At 54.2% G+C, this 21079-nt stretch carries 13 protein-coding genes; 3 read left to right on the top strand and 10 right to left on the bottom strand.

The genetic code is table 11. The features are described 5' to 3' along the window. Positions 1 to 16: 16 nt before the first annotated feature. On the top strand, positions 17 to 553 hold the full coding sequence (locus AWR27_RS05460) for a pyridoxamine 5'-phosphate oxidase family protein (RefSeq protein WP_077130255.1): 537 nt from the start codon (positions 17 to 19) through the stop codon (positions 551 to 553). Here the strand turns inward: AWR27_RS05460 and AWR27_RS05455 are convergent. The 5 genes from AWR27_RS05455 to AWR27_RS05435 all read right to left on the bottom strand — a co-directional run bounded on the left by AWR27_RS05455 (position 542) and on the right by AWR27_RS05435 (position 10180). After that, a complete protein-coding gene (locus AWR27_RS05455) occupies positions 542 to 1999 on the bottom strand; it encodes an FGGY-family carbohydrate kinase (RefSeq protein ID WP_077130254.1) in 1458 nt (485 codons plus the stop codon). The genes AWR27_RS05460 and AWR27_RS05455 overlap by 12 nt on opposite strands. Positions 2000 to 2145: 146 nt before the next feature. Continuing rightward, entirely contained in the window at positions 2146 to 4320 is a 2175-nt protein-coding gene (locus AWR27_RS05450) for a bifunctional aldolase/short-chain dehydrogenase (RefSeq protein ID WP_077130253.1), read from the bottom strand. 128 nt (positions 4321 to 4448) lie between these two features. Next, positions 4449 to 5723 carry a sugar isomerase gene (locus AWR27_RS05445; RefSeq protein ID WP_077133824.1) on the bottom strand — a complete coding sequence of 425 codons (1275 nt, stop codon included), beginning with the start codon at positions 5721 to 5723 and terminating at the stop codon, positions 4449 to 4451. Between the two features lie 65 nt (positions 5724 to 5788). Continuing rightward, complete coding sequence (gene rhaT, locus AWR27_RS05440; RefSeq protein WP_077130252.1) at positions 5789 to 6841, bottom strand: L-rhamnose/proton symporter RhaT; 1053 nt, start codon at positions 6839 to 6841, stop codon at positions 5789 to 5791. Between the two features lie 21 nt (positions 6842 to 6862). After that, positions 6863 to 10180: a glycosyl hydrolase gene (locus AWR27_RS05435; protein ID WP_077130251.1), complete on the bottom strand. Its 3318-nt coding sequence runs from the start codon at positions 10178 to 10180 to the stop codon at positions 6863 to 6865. Between the two features lie 110 nt (positions 10181 to 10290). On the opposite strand from AWR27_RS05435, the gene AWR27_RS05430 reads away from it, so the two are divergent. After that, positions 10291 to 11181 carry a helix-turn-helix transcriptional regulator gene (locus AWR27_RS05430; protein ID WP_077133823.1) on the top strand — a complete coding sequence of 297 codons (891 nt, stop codon included), beginning with the start codon at positions 10291 to 10293 and terminating at the stop codon, positions 11179 to 11181. Positions 11182 to 11260: 79 nt separating this feature from the next. Then, on the top strand, positions 11261 to 13570 hold the full coding sequence (locus AWR27_RS05425; RefSeq protein ID WP_077130250.1) for a PAS domain-containing sensor histidine kinase: 2310 nt from the start codon (positions 11261 to 11263) through the stop codon (positions 13568 to 13570). 26 nt (positions 13571 to 13596) lie between these two features. On the opposite strand, the gene AWR27_RS05420 is transcribed toward AWR27_RS05425, so the two are convergent. From AWR27_RS05420 to AWR27_RS05400, 5 genes are all read right to left on the bottom strand, one after another. Further along, positions 13597 to 14898, bottom strand: a complete 1302-nt coding sequence (locus AWR27_RS05420) for a HupE/UreJ family protein (RefSeq protein ID WP_232325983.1) — start codon at positions 14896 to 14898, stop codon at positions 13597 to 13599. 169 nt (positions 14899 to 15067) lie between these two features. Continuing rightward, positions 15068 to 15595 carry a hypothetical protein gene (locus AWR27_RS05415; RefSeq protein ID WP_077130249.1) on the bottom strand — a complete coding sequence of 176 codons (528 nt, stop codon included), beginning with the start codon at positions 15593 to 15595 and terminating at the stop codon, positions 15068 to 15070. 86 nt (positions 15596 to 15681) lie between these two features. Then, a complete protein-coding gene (locus AWR27_RS05410; RefSeq protein WP_077130248.1) occupies positions 15682 to 17082 on the bottom strand; it encodes a DUF3500 domain-containing protein in 1401 nt (466 codons plus the stop codon). Positions 17083 to 17211: 129 nt separating this feature from the next. Then, on the bottom strand, positions 17212 to 18684 hold the full coding sequence (locus AWR27_RS05405; protein WP_232325982.1) for a sulfatase family protein: 1473 nt from the start codon (positions 18682 to 18684) through the stop codon (positions 17212 to 17214). 40 nt (positions 18685 to 18724) lie between these two features. Further along, positions 18725 to 21007 (bottom strand): aconitate hydratase, encoded by a 2283-nt coding sequence (locus AWR27_RS05400; protein ID WP_077130247.1) that lies wholly within the window; start codon positions 21005 to 21007, stop codon positions 18725 to 18727. Positions 21008 to 21079 lie beyond the last annotated feature (72 nt).

Here is a 21079-nt window from a genome sequence, read left to right as displayed (position 1 = left end):
CAATCAACGAAACGTTATGGATAGCATCAATGAGCAGCAGATCGAGGAAAACCACAAAGACCTCATTGGCAGTGAAGCCGGAAAGAAAATCAAAGAATTAGTCGACAAGAACACTACGTGCTACTTCTGCACAAAACTAACAACCGGCGAACCACTCAGAACGCGCCCAATGTCGGTACAGAAAGTAGACACGCTGGGCAATTTCTGGTTCCTGAGTGCCGACGACAGCCACAAAAACGCTGAAATTCAGGACGATAAATATGTTCAGCTTTTGTTCCAGGGATCAGAACACTCCGACTTCCTGAGCGTCTACGGCGTGGCTACCATCTCGAAAAACAAACAACTGATTGAGGAGCTTTGGGAACCGCTGTTGCGGACGTGGTTCACGGAAGGTGTAGACGACCCCCGCATTACGGTCATCCACGTAAAAACCGAACAGGGCTACTACTGGGACAACAAAAACGGCAACGCGGTGGCCTTCGCCAAAATGGCTGTTGGGGCCATGCTGGGTAAGACCTTAGACGATTCTATCGAGGGTACCTTAACGGTGTAGCCGTTGGTAATGCGTCAGCGTAATCAGATTGGGCGGCACGGGTTGGGGGTTCCACTGGTCGTGAAAGGCCAGCGCGGCACCCAACGCCGTGGCCTGTGCTACCGATGCAGCCCAGACTTCCACCTGTGGAAACGCCTTCGCTAACAAATTCATATACAGTGGATTCTGACTAAAGCCACCATCCACGAAAATACGCGTTACGGCGGGCTGTTCGACTTCGTTATGGGGCAGCACCAGCGCAGTCGAAAGTACCTGACCGGCCATTAGGTCGAGCATTAACTGGTGGTAGGCTGTTTCGTAGTTGGCAAACCGGCTCAGGTCGCGCTGCCCAAACGGCGACTCTTTCAACGACATCATTTTCGCCGGCCCGGTTATACTGCCCGATTCACTATGAACCGGCTGAGCGGCCTCCTGTAGTTGATTTATGATGCTGGCGTTGTAGCGCACTTGCTTGTAGTGGTCAACGTCAACGCCGAAATGGGCGGCCAGTCGTTTGGTTTGCTGCTCGTGTTCGTAGCCCGAAAACAGTCGGCTGGCTTTTACGGATTTCCCCCGGTAGTGCATGTAACACAGACAATCGTGCTGCAGTTCGTCGGCGGTGAGGGCCGGGCCAGTTCCCTCCGTCTCGATAAACGGGTTCATGCTGATGCACCAGGTGCCGGTCGAGATCAGGATAAACGGTTCATGGAAAGACGCCAGGTAGGGAATCAAAGCCGCCGATGAATCGTGTAGCCCGACACCCACACGCAACGAACGGGCTGTATTCGGTTCTGCATCCTCCGGTTTGGGTTGCGTTGCATCCATGCCTTCATCGGCAGGAAACAGCGGCCCCAGCAGTCGATCCAACCCTTCAGAAACTACCCAATCGTGATACCGACCGGCCCCGAAATCCCACAACATGGTATGACAACCGATGCTGGTCAGGTCAGATGCAATCTGCCCGGTAATGAGATAACTCACATACTGAGGCAGGTGGAGGGCGTAGCGGATGCGCTGGAAAAGCTCCGGTTTGTCGTACTTGATTCGGTAGAGCATCAGCCCCGAGTTCAGGCTATCTAACCAGGGCGACGCCGTTTGCAACGACAGCGCATTGGCGGGGCCGTACTGCTGAAGAAACCGTTCCCGAATGGCGTCCGGGAATGGTTTCAGGTAGTTGTACAACGGCCCAACCTGTTGTCCCCTGGCATCTACGTACACAAAACTGGCCCCGTAGGTCGTGAAATTCAGGGCCAGTACCGTAAACTGGGGCAACGCCAGCGCAATTTCAGTGGTTTCAAGCACCCAGTTTGTCAACCCCTGTATGTCTTCGCAGGGATCGCCATCTTCATCAACAGTCTCAGGCAATTGCACACTCCGCTCCCACACAATCCGATAGTGCTGATCGAACAGAAACAGTTTTTTATTGGTCTTCCCAATATCGAAAATGGCAATTACCGGTGTCGGCATACGTGGTTGAGTGGTTGAATGATTGAATGATTGAGTGATTGAATGGTTGAGTGATTGAATGGTTGAGTGGTTGAATGGAGCCACTACCTGACTCTTCCATTCAATCAGTCAACCATTCAATCACTCAATCATTCAATCACTCAACATCACCGTACAAAGGCCATTGCTACGCCACCATCAACGTTGAGGACGTTGCCGGTAGATTTTTTGAGCAGACCACCCACGAAGGCGAAACAGGCGTTGGCAATATCGTCGGGCAGGATCGACTCGCCCAGCAGCGTCCGTTTGGCGTAATAAGCGGGTAGCTCTTCGACCGTGATACCGTAGGCTTTGGCGCGCCCTTCGGCCCAGCCACCAGCCCAGATGTTGGAGTCGGCAATGACGGCGTCGGGATTGACTACGTTGACGCGAATTTTGTCGGCACCGAGTTCGGCGGCATTCAGGCGGCTCAGATGCAACTGCGCGGCTTTGGCTGAGCCGTAGCCCGCATTGTTCGGCCCCGACACCAGCGCGTTCTTACTGACGATGTTGATAACGTCGCCCCCGAAGCCCTGCTTACGCATCACCGAAACAGCCGCCTGCGTGACCACGAACTGGCCTTTTACCAGAATATCGTACAGCTTATCCCAGTCGGCCAGCGTGTGTTCTTCAATGGGTTTGGAGATGCTGATACCGGCATTGTTGACCACGATATCGACTCCGCCAAAAGCCAGACACGCTGCATCAAACGCCTGCTTAATACTCTCGGCATCAGTTACATTGAGCGAAGTGGTGGCAACGGCATCGCGGCCAAATTTTTTCACGAATTCGTCTTTCGCGTCGGCCAGCCGCTCTTCGTTGATGTCGTTGAGTACGACAACGGCTCCTTCTTCGGCAAACTTTCTGGCGATAGCCTTGCCGATGCCGCCCGCGCTGCCCGTTATCAACGCTACCCGGCCCGACAACGCTTTGGGTTTCGGCATCCGCTGCAATTTGGCTTCTTCGAGCAGCCAGTATTCGATATTAAACGCTTCCTGACGCGGTAGTGCCGTATATTCCGAGACGGCTTCGGCCCCCTTCATCACGTTTACGGCATTGATGTAATATTCCGATGCCAGCCGGGCTGTGGTTTTGTCTTTGGCGAAGGTAAACATGCCCACTCCCGGCCACAGAATCACCACCGGATTGGGGTCGCGCATGGCGGGGCTGTTGGGGTGTTTACAGGCATTGTAATACGCCTGATACATGGTTCGGTACTCTTCAAACTGCGGGTTCAATGACGCCAGAATTTCCCGATTTTCAGGATGATTAACATCAAGGTCTGATGGAATATTGAGAACCAGCGGACTGATTTTGGTCCGCAGAAAGTGATCCGGGCAACTCGTTCCTAATGGAGCCAGCCGGTCTAAGTCCCTGGAGTTGATGAACTCCAGCACCCGCTCGTCGTCGGTGAAATGGCCCACCATCGGGCCGCTTCGGCGCACCGATTCGCTGGAGCAGAGGCCGCGCAGAATAGGCATGATATGGGCAGCCTGTTCCCGGCGTGATTCAGGCGATTCGACACTCCGCTGGGTGCCCCCAAACACGGGACGGTTTTTGCCGTGCGACGGACCGCCGTAGTTGGCTTCGAGGTATTCGGCGCAGCGTTCGATGACTTCCAGCGTGTTCACGTAGCTTTCATACGAGGTATCGCCCCATGTAAACAGCCCGTGCGAGCCGAGCATAATGCCGCGTAGCCTGATGCCTTTGGCTTCGGCCTGCTCCAGACACTCCCGCAGTTTCAGCCCCAGATCGAAGCCGGGCCGCTGCCAGCCTACCCAGCCCACTTCGCCCCCGAACAGTTCTTCGGTGATGCGCTGCCCGTCTTTGGCGGCTGCAATGGCAATGGCCGCGTCGGGGTGGAGGTGATCGATGTGTTTGAACGGCAGAAACCCATGCAGGGGCGTGTCGATAGAGGGGGCTTTCGAGTTCAGATCGAAAATGCAGTGATTGAACAGAGCCACCATCTCATCTTCAAATTCCAGCCCCCGATACACTTTTTCCAGGTTCAGCAGCCGGTCCATGTACAGAGCGGCACAACCACTTTTGGTGAGCGTACCGATGTCGCCCCCGGAGCCTTTGATCCACATCACCTCCACGTCCTCGCCAGTCAGCGGGTCTTTGTCCGTTATTTTGACCGACGTATTGCCCCCGCCGTAGTTGGTCAGTCGCAGGTCGGCACCGAGCAGGTTGGAGCGGTAAATAAACAGGTCGACCTGGTTATCGGCCAGTTCGGCGGCTTTAGCGTCGTCCCACAGGTAACTGACATGCCGGAAGGTTTCTTTACTGGTTTGTGTTGTCATGATTCAGGTGTATGTCGTGAACAGTTGGCTACTATGTTTATGTTGCTTTGCAAAGTAAAATAAACCTATTGAAGCAACTATCCTATGCCTTCCTACCCGACTACTAATTTTGTTGTATTTGATGATTACTAAAGTCCGGTCGCTACTGTTTTCAGGCCGCGTTCGTTGATCAGGTTCTGACGAACGTTCAGGCTGCGGTAGAGCGCAACGGGGTTCAGAGCGGCCCCGGCCCGTAGGCGGGCTTCGGCTACCAACGCACGCAGATCGGTGCGGAAAGCATTTTGCAGAATTTCCTGCGCCGTTACTACGTCGTTGTTCTGTTGCGCATCTTCCAGTGCCCGGCGCGGCACCGACAATGCCTGCGCGTAGGCCAGCATGATGGCTTCGACCGATTGCAGCAGGTCTTCGAGCGGGTCTTTTACGTTATGACTGGCGTCGATCATCCAGCCCAGGTCTGTGGCGTGGTTCATGACGCGGGCATCCATCCCCTCAACTAATTCGTTGAAAATCAGGAACAGTTGATACGGTTTGATTGCTCCTGCCGTCAGGTCGTCGTCGCCGTATTTGGAGTCGTTGAAGTGAAAACCGCCAAGTTTGCCTTCCATCAGCAGCAGTGCTACAATCTGCTCGATGTTGGCGTTGGGCAGGTGATGGCCCAGATCGACCAGCGTGTAGGCTTTCGATCCCAACTTCTGCACATACGAATACGACATACCCCAATCGCCAACGGTAGTTGAATAGAAATTTGGCTCAAATGCTTTGTATTCGAGAAACAGCTTCCAGTTGTCGGGCAGGGCCGCGTAAATTTCGTTCAGGCTTTCGAGCGTATTTTGATACGCCCGGCGGAAGTTCAACTGTCCAGGGAAACAGGAACCATCTGATAACCAGACCGTCAGCGATTCGGAACCCAATTCGATACCGTGTTTGATAACCTCAATGTTATGATCGATGGCCTGCTGGCGAATCGTTTTATCGACGTGCTGCAACGACCCGAATTTGTAGCTATGCGGCTGACCGGGCTGGTCCTGAAACGTATTGGAGTTCACGGCATCGAAGGTCAGCCCGTGCTGCGCGGCTAAAATCCGAGTGGCCCGGTAATCCTGCGGAATATCCCACGGAATGTGCAGCGAAATAGCTCCCGACGACTGGTTGAGCGCGTGCAACAGCCCCACGTCTTCGATTTTTTCTTCGAGGCTGCGGGGTTCGCCCCCACCGCTGAACCGGCCAAAGCGCGTACCGCCCGTACCGAGTGCCCACGACGGAATGGCAATTTGAAATGCCGTCAGTTTCTGAATGATTTCTTCGGCACCCGGCACTTCCGAACGGGTAAAGCTGAGTTTGGCTTCGTGCTGAAGCAACAGCGACTCATTATGGCTATCAATTTGGTTTTTAAGGACTTGCATAGTTTTCATAAGTTAGCCCCTCCCTAACGGGGAGAGCGGTTCGGCGGCCCGATTGGGGTGGGGTATTACAACGAGTTACCAATACCCACCAGCACGATGGAAACTAAAATTGTGACAATTCCCGCTATAAAAGTGCGGAACGTGCGGGGCGATACGCCCGACCATTCGTTGAGGTACAGCCCCCAGAGATTAGCCGTCAGAATGATGGTTGCCATGTGCGTAATCCACGAACTGGCTCCGTTGCCCAATTTGCTTTCGCCCATGCCGTAGAAGAAAAATTGCAGAAACCACATCGTCCCGGCCAGACCCGCAAACAGCACGTTGCTGCCAATAGGGGTGCGTGGGTTGGTATAGTCGCCGAAAGTTTTGTTGCGGGCGTTGAGGTAGAGGCACCAGAGCAGGTTGGTGGTTAGCCCGCCCCATAGCAACACCACGTAGGTGACGTTATTCTGAAACAGCGGGTTGTTGCCCTGCGCCACGGCAACGTCGGCCATTGGTTTTCCCGCTTCGATACCAAAGTTGAAAAACGCGCTTAATACGCCGGAGAAAACGGCAATTATCAGCCCTTTCACTAAGCTAAACTCCTTCACACTCGCCCGTTTTTCGGCGTCCGACAGGTCGCCTTCTTTCAGCATACCCGACCGGCCCAGAATGGCAATCCCCAGAATGCAAACCACTACGCCCAGCAATACCAACTGCCCTCCGCTCGACTGGAGCATCTGCATAAAGGAGGTTTTGCCCGGCACCGGGTTGAAGCCGTAGTAGATGGGCGGCACCAGCGCACCAAAGGCCGAGCAAAACCCCAGCACCACCGAATTGCCCAGCGACATGCCAAGATACCGAACGCCCAGCCCGTAGGTTAGACCGCCAATGCCCCAGAGCAGACCCATCAGAAACGTGATGGATTTAATGGAAAATGGCGTAGCGGCAATGATGCCCCCAAAATCAGCGACAGTCAGGTAGGCCGCCAGCGGAGGCACGATGAGCCACGAAAATAACCCGCCAACAATCCAGTAACTCTCCCAGGCCCAGCCGCGTACACGGTTGTAGGGCATATAAAAACTCCCCGAAAATCCGCCACCGATGGTGTGGTAAATCAGTCCTAAAACGACTTGCATATGGTATAGGGTTGTTGGTCATTACTTTTTCAGCACAACGCTTACTTCGCTCAGCAGCCCCGCCGGAAACAACGGGCTGTCGGGCCGGAAGAATGGCACCGTCGTGAACGTGCGGTTCGCCGTCGCGACTTTGGTAGTTACGCCCGGCTGCGCATCGCCAATCAGGCGGTTGGCCCAGTAGTTCGTAACCCGAATTTCGACTGCGTTGCTGCCCGTCCGAACGGCCTCAGTAATGTCTACGCGGAATGGTTTTTTCCAGGCAATACCCACGTTTTTGCCATTCACGATTACTTCGGCCAGATTTTTCACCTCACCCAAATCCAGTTCATACCGCCCTCCGCTAACCACAGTGGGCAGCGTGAAGGTGTTGGTGTAGAAAGCCGTACCGGAGAAATATTTAATGTCGGCTTCCGAATTTTCAGTCCACGACGCCAACTTATCGACCGTGAGGGTGCGGGGTGTTGCTGTTGGGAAACGAATCGTCCAGGGCGAGGCTACGGCCAGCACCCGCGTTTCGGTGGTGGCCGGTTTGGTGAACGTGGTAGCGGTAGCCGTACCATCGAAAACAATAAAAAAAGCATCCCACGACTCGAAACGTAACGGCACATAGGTCCGGCCATCTTTAATCTGGTACGATACCGTCTCGATTTTACCCGTCTGCGGATTCCAGAGCCGGGGTACTTTGCCCGTCACGCGAAAGCTGATCTCTGCGTCGGTTGGGGCTTCGCTGCGGTTGTTCAGCCAATAGATATCGGTACTGCCCGTATTCCGGTGGACGTACAGGATTTCGGCCCTTGCATTTTTGATAATCACGTCTTCCGGCACAGCCAATGCTTTCAGCACCTCGGCTGCGGGTTTGGTCGATACATTGGGCTGGCTCCAGATTTGGGCAACCAGCGCACTAAACGCAGACGGATCGTCGCTCAGGCTGGGCGAACGTTCGGGTTTGGTGCCGGCGATAGCAACGCCCGCTTTTGCCAGCTCAGCAATTTTTTTCAGCACTGGCAACGTCATGGTTTTCGCGCTTTCGTCCAGCACCAATACGCTGTAGTTCATACCAGTAGGCGTAACGAGTTTGCCGTTTCTACCCTGAATCACGTTTTTCAGGGCCGTAGCGTTTACAAAGTCATATTCGTAGCCACTTATGGCTGGCAGTTTGTCGGTAAAAAGCTGCGTCAGGTTGTTGTTTTCGCCATAGTAATACAGCACGTCGGCCACAAACCGGCCCTGTTGCAACAGGTAACTGCTGCGGCCCAAGTAGTCCATCCAGGGTTTGGCCTGCTCGGCCCAGGTCTCGTGTCGGGTAAAATACTGCCCGAACGGCCCAAGCGAGAAGCCCGGCTTTTTATCATCGAGCGGCTGGTGTACCGACGTATGTATCACGAAGCGGTTCAGGCCCGACGCCAGTTCCATGTCGGCAGTACGCTTGAGGTTTTCGGGCGCAAACAGAAACGGCTTACCCACCGACGTCATCGACTCAGCCGCCACCAGGTTTTGTCCGTAAATATGTGCCACCGACGCTGCCTCCCGGATGTCGGCTTTGCTGCGGGTTTCTTCGTCGTTGCCACCTGCCAGACTGCCCGGCGTCCACATGGCTGCCATCGGAATGTCGGCAAATCGTTTCACGTCCATACCATCGGCTAAATAGATACGTCCGCTCTCGTGCGATTCGGTGTAGCGTTTCATGCCCCGTGCTTTCAGAGCTTCGCCGATGGTTTCGTAATGGTTTTCCACGATCAGTTCGCCGATGGTTTTGCGGAAATCCCACAGAAATTTCTCGCTGGCTTCGTGGCTCTGTACTACCCGACCCGTCAGCACCGGCAACCAGGGCGTAATGGCATAGCCGCGCCGTTTCTGAAACTCGTCGGGCATGGCCTTCGTCCAGGTCATGTGCCCGGCCTCGTAGCTGTCTAAAATCATGTATTCCAGCCCCTTGGCCCCCAACTGCCCACCCGTAGCATCATTGTACATATCCAGATACGTGTCGATGTATTTCCGAACGGCCACTTTGTCGAGTTTGTCGACCTCAAGGCCGGTTGCTTCGGGCGAAGCGGGGTGATTTTTGCGCCCCGTCAGCGAATAGCCTAACCGCACAACAACCCAGTTACCCACCGGAGCGGTCCAGTTCAGCGAACCATCGGCGGCCATTTTGCCGGTGAGGTCGATTACGTCGGCAGTTGGAATAGCAATGGCGTCAGCTTTGACCAGCGACGGAGTTGGTTCTCTCCACGCGCTGAATCCGGCTTTCTGCTCAAACAGGTCTACGCGGTCGGTGTTGTAGAGTACTAACTCCGCCACGGGTACGCCCTGCGGTTTGCCGGGGTCGGCACTACCGCCCATCATAGCGGCAAATGGATTGCCTTCGGGCTTTTCGGTTTTAAACGTAAAGCGGAAAAAGCGGGCCGTTGTTGCCGGAATACTTACCGTACTCTGCGGCACGGTGCTGCCCCGGACAATGACCACGTCGCGAAAAGTTAACCCGTCGTCGCTTACTTTCAGACTTCGGTTGTCGGGCATTCCCCGAAATTCGGCCAACTGACTGGCCGGAGGAGCACCCACAATAGTAAATGCCCGAACGGTTTGTGGTGTATCGAATGCATACTGAACCCACATATCCTGCCCCACTTCTATGGGCGGCAGCAGGGTGGCTTTTTCCAGATTCCCATCCGTGAGGTCGGCTAAGCTGAACGTTCCTCCACTCGACGTAATGTTGGGCTTTAGCGCGATCATCGGCTGTTCGTTGGCAGGCAAACGGTAGGCGACTACGGCAGCATCGGCGTAGTAAGTTGGTACATCGCCCGTTGGACCGCCCAGCAGACTGGCCGATTCGAGGGCTACGTTCTGAAATTTACCCGTCGTAGCCGCTGGCTGAGGCAGTTTTCCCGCGAACGGTTGTCCGCCAGTTACACGCGTTTCGGTCCAGACGTATTTTTTCATGCCATCGGCGGGGGGCACCCACGGCCCGCCCGTTACGCTCCAGCCCGGCGACCCGGCAATTGCCATTTCGAGTTGCAGTTTCCGGGCGAGGTCGGTCGTGAATCTGAATGCGTCTTTCCAGTCGGGTGTCATGAACACCAATTTCTTCGATACCACCACTGGCGTAAACAGGCTGGCGTCGAAGTTCTGGAACCCGCCGATACCGACCCGGTTCATCCAGTCAAGGTCTTTCTGAATACCTTCTTTGGTAATGTTGCCATTCATCCAGTGCCACCACACACGGGGTTTGGCTATGTTGGGCGGGGTCTGAAAACCCTCCCGCAGTGGTTGCTGTTGCACAGGTTGAGCCACCGTCAGCATCGGCACCAGCAGCAGGCTGAGGCTAATAAAATAGTTTCTCATACAGTAAAATGTGCAAAGGATAAAACGATACACTGATTTACTTTACAATATTATTGTACTTTAGCGCGTATTTTTTTATCTATAATGAGATATATTTTGCACTTTCTGCTATGAAAATATTCCGACGCTATTTCAGTTTTGCCGACGCCCCCATCGACAATACTGCCAGCGTTAACATTCATACCCTGGGCCACCACATTCACCCCACCCAAACCCCCTACCCCGACATTCGACACCCGGATAGCCATTTTTTTGATTGGGAGCGCGGGCGCAGCCTGAAAGAATATCAGCTACTTTACGTTTGCAAAGGCGAGGGTATTTTTGAAGCCTACGGTATGCCGCCCCAGGTCATTGAGGAAGGCACCATCATTCTGCTCTATCCGGGCGTATGGCACCGCTACAAGCCCAACGACCAAACCGGCTGGGAAGAATATTGGGTAGGTTTTTCGGGCGATTATCCCCGGCATTTGCTGGAACAGGAGTGCTTCAACCCGCAAAGCCCGATCATAAAAGTGGGCTTCAACGTCGAGTTTTTAGCCACCTTCGAGCGGCTGTTTGAGGTAGTTGAAGTGCGAGAAGATTCGTATTTGAAATTAGCGTCGTTTCTGGTGCTGCAACTGTTAGGCGTCGTATATACCTCGGTGTTGCTGTCGAACCAGAAGGTATCGCGGAAGGAAAAGATTATCAGCGACGTGAAGCGCGACATTAATGAACGCTGGCAGGAGACTATTGATTTCGAGCGGCTGTCCGACGCCTGCAACGTAAGTTATGCCTGGCTGCGAAAGGCATTTAAAGAAACAACCGGAACCTCGCTGAATCAGTACCACTTACGGCTGAAACTGCACAAAGCAGAAGAACTCATTCGCGATACGGGCAGCACTTTATCGGAGATTTCGGCTCAGTGCGGTTTTGAATCGGTGCATTACTTCTCCCGGATTTATAAGCAGAAAATGCACATCAACCCCAGTGAAATTCGCCGGGGTCGGCAAATTAATTCATAAGAGAGCCAGTATTTTCATAATTTGCATAGCACGGGCGTCCGGTTAAAGACCATTTCTGACCGGCCCCGGCCTTCCTCGCATGAACTCAACTTTTCTGGATGCATCGCCCGAGTTATTACGGGCTGTCTTCGACAATTCGCTGACCAATATTTATGCCGCGCAGGCCATGCGCGACGTAGTAACGGGCCAAATCATCGATTTTAACATTACCCTCACCAATCCGGCATTCCGGCAGCGGGTAGGTTTCTCCGATGAAGTTATCCGTAATGCCACCTTATTGACGCTGTTTACGGAATTCATAGAATCGAATCTGTTTGCCCGGTATGTAGCAGTTATAGAAACCGGCGAACCGTATCGGGGCGAAGAATATTATCCGTCCCGAACGGCGGGGCGTAACTGGTTCGACATCTCGGTTACAAAGATGAACGATGGGGTGGTGGTGAACTTCATCGATATTACCGATTACAAACAGGCCCGTGAGCAGGCCCGGCAATCGGCCAACATGATCGAAACGTTAGTCGATAACGTACCTGTTGCCATCAGCCTTTTAAGCCCGCAACGGAGTGAAGACGGCAATGGCCCGATTACTGACTGGGTATTTGAACGGGTAAACCGAACAGCCGCCCAGCTTCGCGGTCTGCCCATCGAGCAAATGGAAGGACGAACCTACAGCGACCTGTTTCCCGAAGCAACAGCCCATGGAGGCATTTCCGTCCTGAGCGAAGTAAGCCGAAATGGGCAATCGGAGCAGTACGACCTCGAATACCGCTCCGACGGCATGAGCGGTTGGTTCGATCAGCGCACGGTATCGTTTGGCGATCAATTGATTATGATTACCCAGGACATCACCGTCCGCAAACGGACGCAGTTGCTGACGCAGCAACAGGCCGATCAGCTTCAGGCTACGCTCGACGCGTCGATCAGCAGCATTCTGGCGATGACAGCCATCCGCAACGAAGCAGGCGACATAGTTGATTTTCGTATGGACCGCGCCAACCGCTCCGTAGAGCGAAGCTTAGGCCGAACACCCGCCGAACTCGAAGGCCGAACCTTGCTTGACGTGTTTCCCGGTAACGTAGAAAGCGGCTTTTTTGCCATATACGCCAAAGCTGCCGACACGGGCGAGCCGCAGCAGGCAACGCTTCACTACACCGACGTAAATGGCTACGAAGGCTGGTTTGAATCCTCGGCGGTACGATACGAAAAAGATAAGATCGTGCTCACATTCATGAATGTGACCGAACATAAACTGGCCGAACGGCTCATTCGGCAGCAGGCCGATATAGTCAATAGCGTGCTAAATGCCACCCTGACAGCGGTAGCTACCTACGAGCCAGTGCGCGACGCCGAGGGCCGCATCACCGACTTTCGTTTCACGTTCGCCAATCAGGCATCACTCGATATGCTTGGCCTGCCACCCGAAGAGCTTTACACCAAAACGCTTTGCGAACTGAACCCGCCCCTGCGAAACAGCGACGCCCTTATGCAGTACGTAGCTGTGGTTCAAACCGGTAAACCAGCCACCCTGGAACGTCAGATTGGTAAGTACTGGTATTTAGTGTCTGCCGTTCGATTTGATCAGGACGGTCTGCTGACCTCTTCTATCAATGTTACCGAAGCCAAACTGGCCCGCCAACAGATCGAGCAGATTAACAACCAGTTACGGCGCAGCAACGAAAGTTTGGATCAGTTTGCGTCGGTAGCCTCGCACGATTTGCAGGAACCTCTTCGTAAAATCAAATCGTTCGGCGATCTGCTGGCCGATCAGTATGCCGACCGGCTTGGCGACGGTGTCGATCTGTTGCGCCGTATGCAGTCGGCAACCACCCGAATGCAGATTCTCATCCGCGATTTGCTGGCCTATGCCCGCTTATCCCAAAACAAACTTAGTGATCATCAACGCACTGACCTGAATAAAGTGGTGGGCGACGTGCTTCAGGACCTCGAAGTGGCCGTTTCAGAAAAGAATGCCGTACTGAACGTGAGCGAATTGCCCACTATTCCTGGTGACGCGCTTCAACTAAGGCAGGTTTTTCAGAACCTGCTCTCCAACGCGCTCAAATTTTCGAGTCCTGGTAAGCCGCCCCACATTACGCTCTCAGCCCGCGCCATAAGCCGGAGTGCGCTACCATCAAATAGCGGGCTGCACCGGTCTGCCTACTGGGAAATCACCGTAGCCGACAACGGTATTGGCTTCAACGAGCAGTACCGCGAACAGATTTTTGGAGCTTTCGAGCGGCTGCACGGCAAAAGCAGTCCCTACAGCGGCACGGGCATTGGCCTCGCCATTGTGCGCCGGGTGATGGAAAACCACGCCGGAATTGTTACGGCCAGCAGCACAGAAGGGCAGGGAGCTACGTTCCGGCTGTACTTTCCGGTTCAATTGTAACGGTGGAACTGTTTTGACGTTGTTTTTCATACGCGCTGTGTGCGAATGTGCGTCCAGAGCAAGCTACCTGTAGCCACTAAAATCAGTACTGTCAGGAGGTAAAAGGGGTACGCGGCCAGTTGTTCGATGTATAACGTCAGAACGTTTTCTACGCCAGTAAACCGTTCGACCACCCAGGCCAGCGCAGCCACGCCCGCCAGCACGGCCCCGCCAACCCGCACGGGTGCGTAGACGACTGTGCGGCTGAGGAGCATGAACCAGGGTAGCGTAAGACATATAACAAAAAGCTGCATCGCTTCAATACCAAGATTGAAACCCAGAATGCTCAGTGCCATCGGGCCTGCGTCGAGTTGCAGCTTAGTAAGTGTACCGGCAAACGCCAGACCATGTACAAGCCCAAAACCAGCGGCAATCCAGCCTTCCTGCTCTGGAAACAAAGGCCGTAGCGCGTGTAGAGCCGATACAAAAATCGATAGCGCAATCAGTATTTCAACCGGCTGACTCGGCAGGCTCACCCATCCTACTGCCCCCGCCAGCAGTGTCAGCGAGTGTCCGAAGGTAAAGGCCGTTACAATGACCAGCAGCCGTAGCAGGCCATAACGAATACCGCCGAAACTACCCCACCGTTTAGCTTTACCGGGTTCGGTCTCCGTAAGCAACGGGGCGGGTAGTAGTAAAACCAGCAAAAACAACAGGTGGTCAGTACCTTCTGAAATATGGTGCACACCAAGATTAAACAGTGTCCGGAAGCCTGTCCAGAGGCTTCCCGGCTCGAAGTTAACCGTAAGCGGCTTTATGGTTTCGGTTGGTATGTCTAACTCAATAACTCCCACGCTTGTACTGGAATCGTGCGGCATCATGCCCCCGGCCCAGTCTTGTCGAACGGCTACCAAAATCTTGTGCGTAACGACCTGATGCAGAACAACATCGTAATAAAAAACAAACTGCCGAACGTTGGCCCCAGCAGGCGGATATAATTGCACCTGTGCGGTCAGTTCACGATAAACGCCGTTAACAGCGTTTTGCGTTTCCTGTACCGTCAGCGCGCCTATTGATACGGCCCAGGGCTGGCCATCAATGGTTTGGGGACGGATATGCTGCGCCAGATACGCCCGAAGCTGTGGCCCCAGCCGGGCTACCAATTCCGTAGAATGGTCATTTAGTACATGGCCGTAAGCAGCCTGCAATTCAATGAGTGGAATCTGTACCTCAGCATCGATGCGGTTGGGGTGTACTGTCATCAGCACCACCGAATTCGGCATGGGATGGGCCGATAAATGAAACGTGAACAATGAATAGTAAAAAACGAAGGTGGCAGCACAAAGCATTTGCCAGGTAATTCGTTGTAGAAAGGCCACGACCACAAACCTACTTTTCATTCATGATAATCCCGCGAGGAAACCCCGTGCTTTAGCGCGGGGAGGAATCGCGCCGGGCCGACGTTCGGCAGTACGCCCGAAGGGGTACAAGGCCGTGTGCGGTAGGGTGATTCCTGAATTAAACATAGGTTAACTGTTTTCTGATTCTTAAATCCGACGGTTTGGCATTCTGGCAAAGACGTTTTCCATCCATACCATGTAGCGACACCCGGCTATTGCTACTCCCGCCGACATACGACAGGCCGTACTTAGGATGCTTCACCAACGTACCCCGGCTGATACCCATTGAGCGCGTACCGCCATACTCACGTCGCTTACCTCCCTTGCTGTAGTTGAATACGTGCAACTGACGACGGTAGAGTTTCAGGGGCTTGATAACCATGACTTCCGTGTTATCCAGCGTACACGCTGTTTGCCAGTAGCAGAGACAGTAGCTATCCACGCAGTGTACGTTCCAGTTCATTTCTAACTTTCGCGGGTCTTTGGCAAGGCCAAGAACACTACGCATATTGGCGGTCTGCCACCCTTCGTAGGTATGCAGGGTGTAGCGTTTTTTTAGCTGACTATACAGAAAGTCTTTGCCGCACTGAACGGGGCTGAACGCCGAACCTTTCGTTACCCTTGCCTTCACGTCCTCGATTACCACGTCGCTAATGGGGTCTTGCTGGCTCAGTAGTGGTTAGTTACCTGCCTTGCAAGCCCCCTGGTTTAGCGGGGGGTGGTTGACTTTTCTTAATTTCCGCCGTAATCGCCCGTGCGATCACGCCAGACCGAATGCGGATGTGGTGTATTACGAATCACTATCCCGCCCTGGTATGAAAACTCGATCCAGATGCTCGGACCATCGATGCGAATGTAGTCATTCTGCGACGTGACGGCAGTTGTACCCGAATAGGCGACATAAGTGTTGTCTATCTCTGACGTATATTTAGCCAATATGGTAGCGGCTGTTTCGGCATCCAGATCGTTGACATACAGTTTAATAGCATTCAACACCAGTTCTTTTTTTGCCGCCGTCAGGTCACCTACTTTTACGCCCGATTTTGCAGTGGGGAACTGCCCGTCTTTACCAGGGCCGAGTAGAACGTCGGAGTAGGTTGCAGCTAATTTAGCCGTTGCTTGTTCAGTGCTGCTCAGTCCCATCAGCAAGGCAGCAAACGCGGCCCGTTCCTGCTCAACAGGCTGATAAGTGCGGTTATTAGCCGTTATTGTCGCCATCGGCTCAACGGCCCGGAACGAAGGTGTTACGCCAGTAACTTTACCGTTGTTATACGTATTGGCAAACGTATAATGGTGCCCACCAAATTGTAATTCCCACAGGCCGGTATTACTCGGCGTTCCCAAAAAAGCTACATGAAAATTACCCCGTGAGTAAGTCGCAGCACTGCCGCCGTTGGCTCCCAGATAATCATCGGCTACCAACCCGCCCTCCAGTTCGTCTAAGCCTTCGTTGGTTACGTCCCGTGCCATAACCGTACCCATCAGCGTGTAAAACGCAGCCAGTTGGGTAGCGTTGAGAACACTTAGCTTAATACCCACCCGCCCGTTATACAGTCCGTCGGGCAGGTTCGACCATTTCAACGCATCGGTTTTGGAATACGCCAACTGCACTAATGCCAACTGACTGGCCGTGAGCGTAGCTTTAAACGCTTCTGCGGCTGCAACAACAGCCGATAAGCTACTGGTACCGCTTACGCCAGTACTGCTGCCTGGCGTTATTACTGACAACGATATTGGCACCGCCAAGGCACAGGTTTGCCCGCCAAAGCTGATAGCAAACGTAGCCGTTCCGCTGCCTGACGGTGTACCACTAATCGAAAAAGTCAGCTTTCCGGCTCCAGTAGATAGCGTACCAGCCTGTAGTGTAGCATTAAGACCCACGACGCCCGTAGAGGCAATGGCACTGCCAGCCGCATAGGTAACACCGTTACCGCCTGTATACGGAATAGTAGCCGTACCGGTGTAAGCTGTACCGCTGATTGTTGTGGCAGAGAACGTGGCAGAGCCGCAGGTTAGCCCTGAAACAATGGCCGATGATGGCGTAACGGCTGTACCAGTGTCTGATTTGCACGCATAAATAAGGGCTGATATACAAATAATCAGCCCGAAAAACTGAATGACAGGATGGCGCATGGGTGTGAGTGATGCGTAGAAAATTAAGTACAAAGTTGCCTATCCCTACGCAGTATGTGCTACAACCGTTGCATCAGTTTCGGATATGTATTAAATAAAATTCCGCCCCAAATAGAACGTATCGACTAATTAGCCTTTTTGCCACGGCACGCGTCCGCCCCGCCGGATGTGCTCCATCAGATGCTTCATCAGTTGATCACGCTTTTTCCAGTCGGTATTGGCAAGATTTTTTCGCTCGAGTGGGTCGGTTGTCAGGTCGTATAATTCATAGGGCGCAAAGGGCGTGGGTTGCAGCAGTTTCCAGCCATGTTGCTGTATGGCATGAATCTGCAAACCTTTGTACGTATCCTGCCCCTCGCGCCGGACAAAAAATAGCGGTCGATGAGCGAATATCGAATCGGGTTGCGCGTTCGATTCGGTGAGTAATGTCCGAAACGAGCAGCCATCAACCGGCTTTGCCAGCCGGACGTTTGCCAGTTCGAGGAGCGTAGGAAACCAGTCCATCAGTTGCAGACGGGTGTCAATTACCCGCCCGTTAGCAATCCGGTCAGGCCACGCCACCCCTGCCGGAATGCGAATACCGCCTTCATAAAACTGGCCTTTAACGCCCCGGTTTGACCCATTATTGGCTTTGCCCGGTCCCCAGCCGCCGTTATCGCTGGTGAACACAATGAACGTATTTTGCCATTGCCCATTGGCACGTAGCGCAGCCATCACCCGGCCTACATTAGCATCCATGTGTTCGATGAGGGCTACTAATTTTGCGCGGGTAGTATCGATGCCGGGTTGTCGGGTCAGCACCCGCCGAAGGTAGTTGGCAGGGGGTTGCAGGGGGTCGTGTGGGGCGGTGTAGGGCAAGTACAGAAAAAATGGTTTTCTTATGATTCGGCGGGCGTTGAGGTAGCGAATAGCCGCGTCGGTAAATACGTCGGTGGCGTGGCCGGGCGGACTGATGGGCTGTCGGTTATGCCGCAGAAAGTTTTTCCCGTGCCGAAGTTTGGCCGTATAATCATCTATCATGCCCTCCAGCAAACCGTAGAACTCATCGAAACCGCGCTCGTTGGGCAGGTTGGGCGATTCGAGACCGAGGTGCCATTTGCCCGTCAGAGCGGTATGGTAGCCTGACCGTTTAAGATAAACCGGCAGCAGCGTAGCCGCAGGCGAAAGATAGCCCCAGCTATCGGTCGTGTCGTCGCGAATGACGCCGGGAACGCCCACGCGCTCCGGGTATCGGCCCGACAGTAGTGCCGCCCGGCTTGGCGAACACACCGAACTGTTGGCGTAGAAATTAGTAAACCGAACCCCCGCCCCAATCAGACTATCGATGTGGGGCGTTCGCAAATCCGTAGCCCCAAAGCACGACAAATCGCCATAGCCGAGGTCATCGGCGAGGATAAAAACGATGTTGGGAGGTATTGATGTAGATGGCTTGACCGTGCTGCGATAGGCCGCAAGGGCCACAACGGTGCAAATCAGAAAGCATGCGAACAGGCGATTCATACGCCGAAAAGCCGTAATTCGACTAAAATTACCGCTATTAGAAACAAACCCGGTCAGCAGCATAGCCGACCGGGTTTGTGTAGAGCGGGTGGAAACCCGCATGTTGAGACGTTGCGGGTTTCCACCCGCCTTACGCTATTACTTACGCGTCCTGCTTCTGGCGGATGATGTTCAGAGCCGCACCCGCTTTGAACCACTCGATTTGGCCTTCGTTGTAGGTGTGGTTCACCGCAAACTCATCGGTCGAACCGTCGGCGTGGTTGAGCCGAACGGTCAGCGGAACGCCGGGGGCAAAGGTCGTCAGGCCCAGAATATCGATGCTGTCATCTTCCTGCACCTTGTCGTAGTCGGCGGGGTTGGCAAACGTGAGCGCGAGCATTCCCTGCTTTTTCAGGTTCGTTTCGTGAATCCGGGCGAACGACCGCACCAGAATAGCGCGAACGCCGAGGAAGCGCGGTTCCATAGCGGCATGTTCGCGGCTGGAGCCTTCGCCGTAGTTTTCGTCGCCAACCACCACCGAACCAACACCAGCAGCTTTATACGCCCGCTGAACGGCAGGCACTTCGCCATATTCGCCGGTCAGTTGGTTCTTCACGCTATTGGTTTTCTCGTTGTAGTAGTTGACCGCGCCAATCAGCATGTTATTCGAGATGTTGTCCAAATGGCCGCGATATTTCAGCCACGGACCCGCCATCGAAATATGGTCGGTCGTACACTTGCCTTTTGCTTTGATGAGCAGTTTCAGGCCGGCAAGATCGGTGCCTTCCCAGGCCGCAAACGGGGCCAGCAGTTGCAGGCGGTCTGACGTGGGCGATACTTTCACCTGCACCCCCGAACCATCTTCTGCCGGAGCCTGATAGCCCGCGTCGTCAACGGCATACCCTTTCACCGGCTGTTCGATGCCCTGTGGCTCGTCGAGTTTCACCTGCTCCCCATTTTCGTTGGTCAGCGTATCGGTCATCGGGTTGAACGTCAGGTCGCCCGCAATGGCGAATGCTGTCACGATTTCGGGCGAAGCCACAAACGCGTGCGTACTGGCGTTACCGTCGTTCCGCTTGGCAAAGTTGCGGTTAAATGAGGTGATGATCGAGTTTTTGCGGGTCGGGTCGTCCATGTGCCGTGCCCATTGGCCGATGCAGGGGCCACAGGCATTCGCCAGCACAACCCCGCCAATTCCCTCGAACGTATCCAGAATTCCGTCGCGTTCTGCCGTAAACCGAACCAGTTCCGAACCAGGCGTTATCGTAAATTCGGCTTTTGTTTTCAGGTTTTTGGCAGCGGCCTGCGCGGCAATCGACGCCGAGCGGGTCATGTCTTCGTAGCTGGAGTTGGTGCAGGAACCAATCAGGCCCACCTCTAATGTTGAGGGCCAGCCGTTTTCTTTGACGGCCTTCGCGAAGTTCGACAGCGGCCATGCCAGATCGGGCGTGAATGGGCCGTTGATGTGCGGCTCCAGCGTATTCAGGTCAATTTCAATCAGTTGATCGTAGTAGGTGGCTGGGTCGGCATACACCTCATCGTCGGCACGCAGATGCTCCTTAACTGCTTCGGCGGCATCGGCAATGTCGGCACGGCTGGTGGCACGGAGGTAGTTGCCCATGCGCTCGTCGTAGGCAAAAATCGAGGTTGTTGCGCCAATTTCGGCACCCATGTTGCAGATCGTGCCTTTGCCCGTTGCCGACAGGCTTTCGGCTCCGTCGCCGAAGTACTCTACGATGCAGCCCGTACCACCTTTTACGGTCAGAATACCCGCCACGCGCAGGATCACGTCTTTTGCCGACGCCCAGCCGCTGAGTTTGCCGGTCAGCTTCACACCGATCAGTTTCGGCATTTTCAGCTCCCAGGCTAAGCCCGCCATTACGTCGCAGGCATCGGCACCACCTACGCCAATGGCAATCATACCCAGACCGCCCGCGTTCGGCGTATGCGAGTCTGTACCAATCATCATACCACCGGGAAAGGCATAATTTTCGATCACCACCTGGTGAATGATACCAGCGCCGGGTTTCCAGAAACCGATGCCGTACTTATCCGACACCGACGCGAGAAAATCATACACCTCTTTGTTTTTGCTTTTGGCGATGTCGAGGTCTTTATCGGCACCCACTTCGGCCTGAATCAGGTGGTCGCAGTGAACCGTCGATGGAACGGCCACTTTCGCCCGGCCTGCCTGCATAAACTGTAGCAGAGCCATCTGCGCCGTGGCGTCCTGCATGGCAACGCGGTCGGGCGCGAAGTCCACGTAGGCTTTGCCCCGCTCATACGCCTGCGTGGGCGTAGCCGGGGTACCGGGACCAGCAAAAAGGTGACTGTACAAGATTTTTTCCGACAGTGTTAGCGGGCGACCCACTACCTGCCGGGCTGCTCCAACACGCTCGCCCAAACCGGCGTATACGCGTTGAATCATATCGACGTCAAATGCCATGTGAATAACGGATTATAAGGTACTGAACAGGGTATCTACTTAGCTAACTCGTAAAGTTTGGAAATGGATTCC

The organism is Spirosoma montaniterrae, assembly GCF_001988955.1.
GTDB lineage: Bacteria > Bacteroidota > Bacteroidia > Cytophagales > Spirosomataceae > Spirosoma > Spirosoma montaniterrae.
The sequence above is the reverse complement of the archived record's forward strand: the minus strand, read 5'-3'. Positions and strand labels throughout refer to the sequence as shown.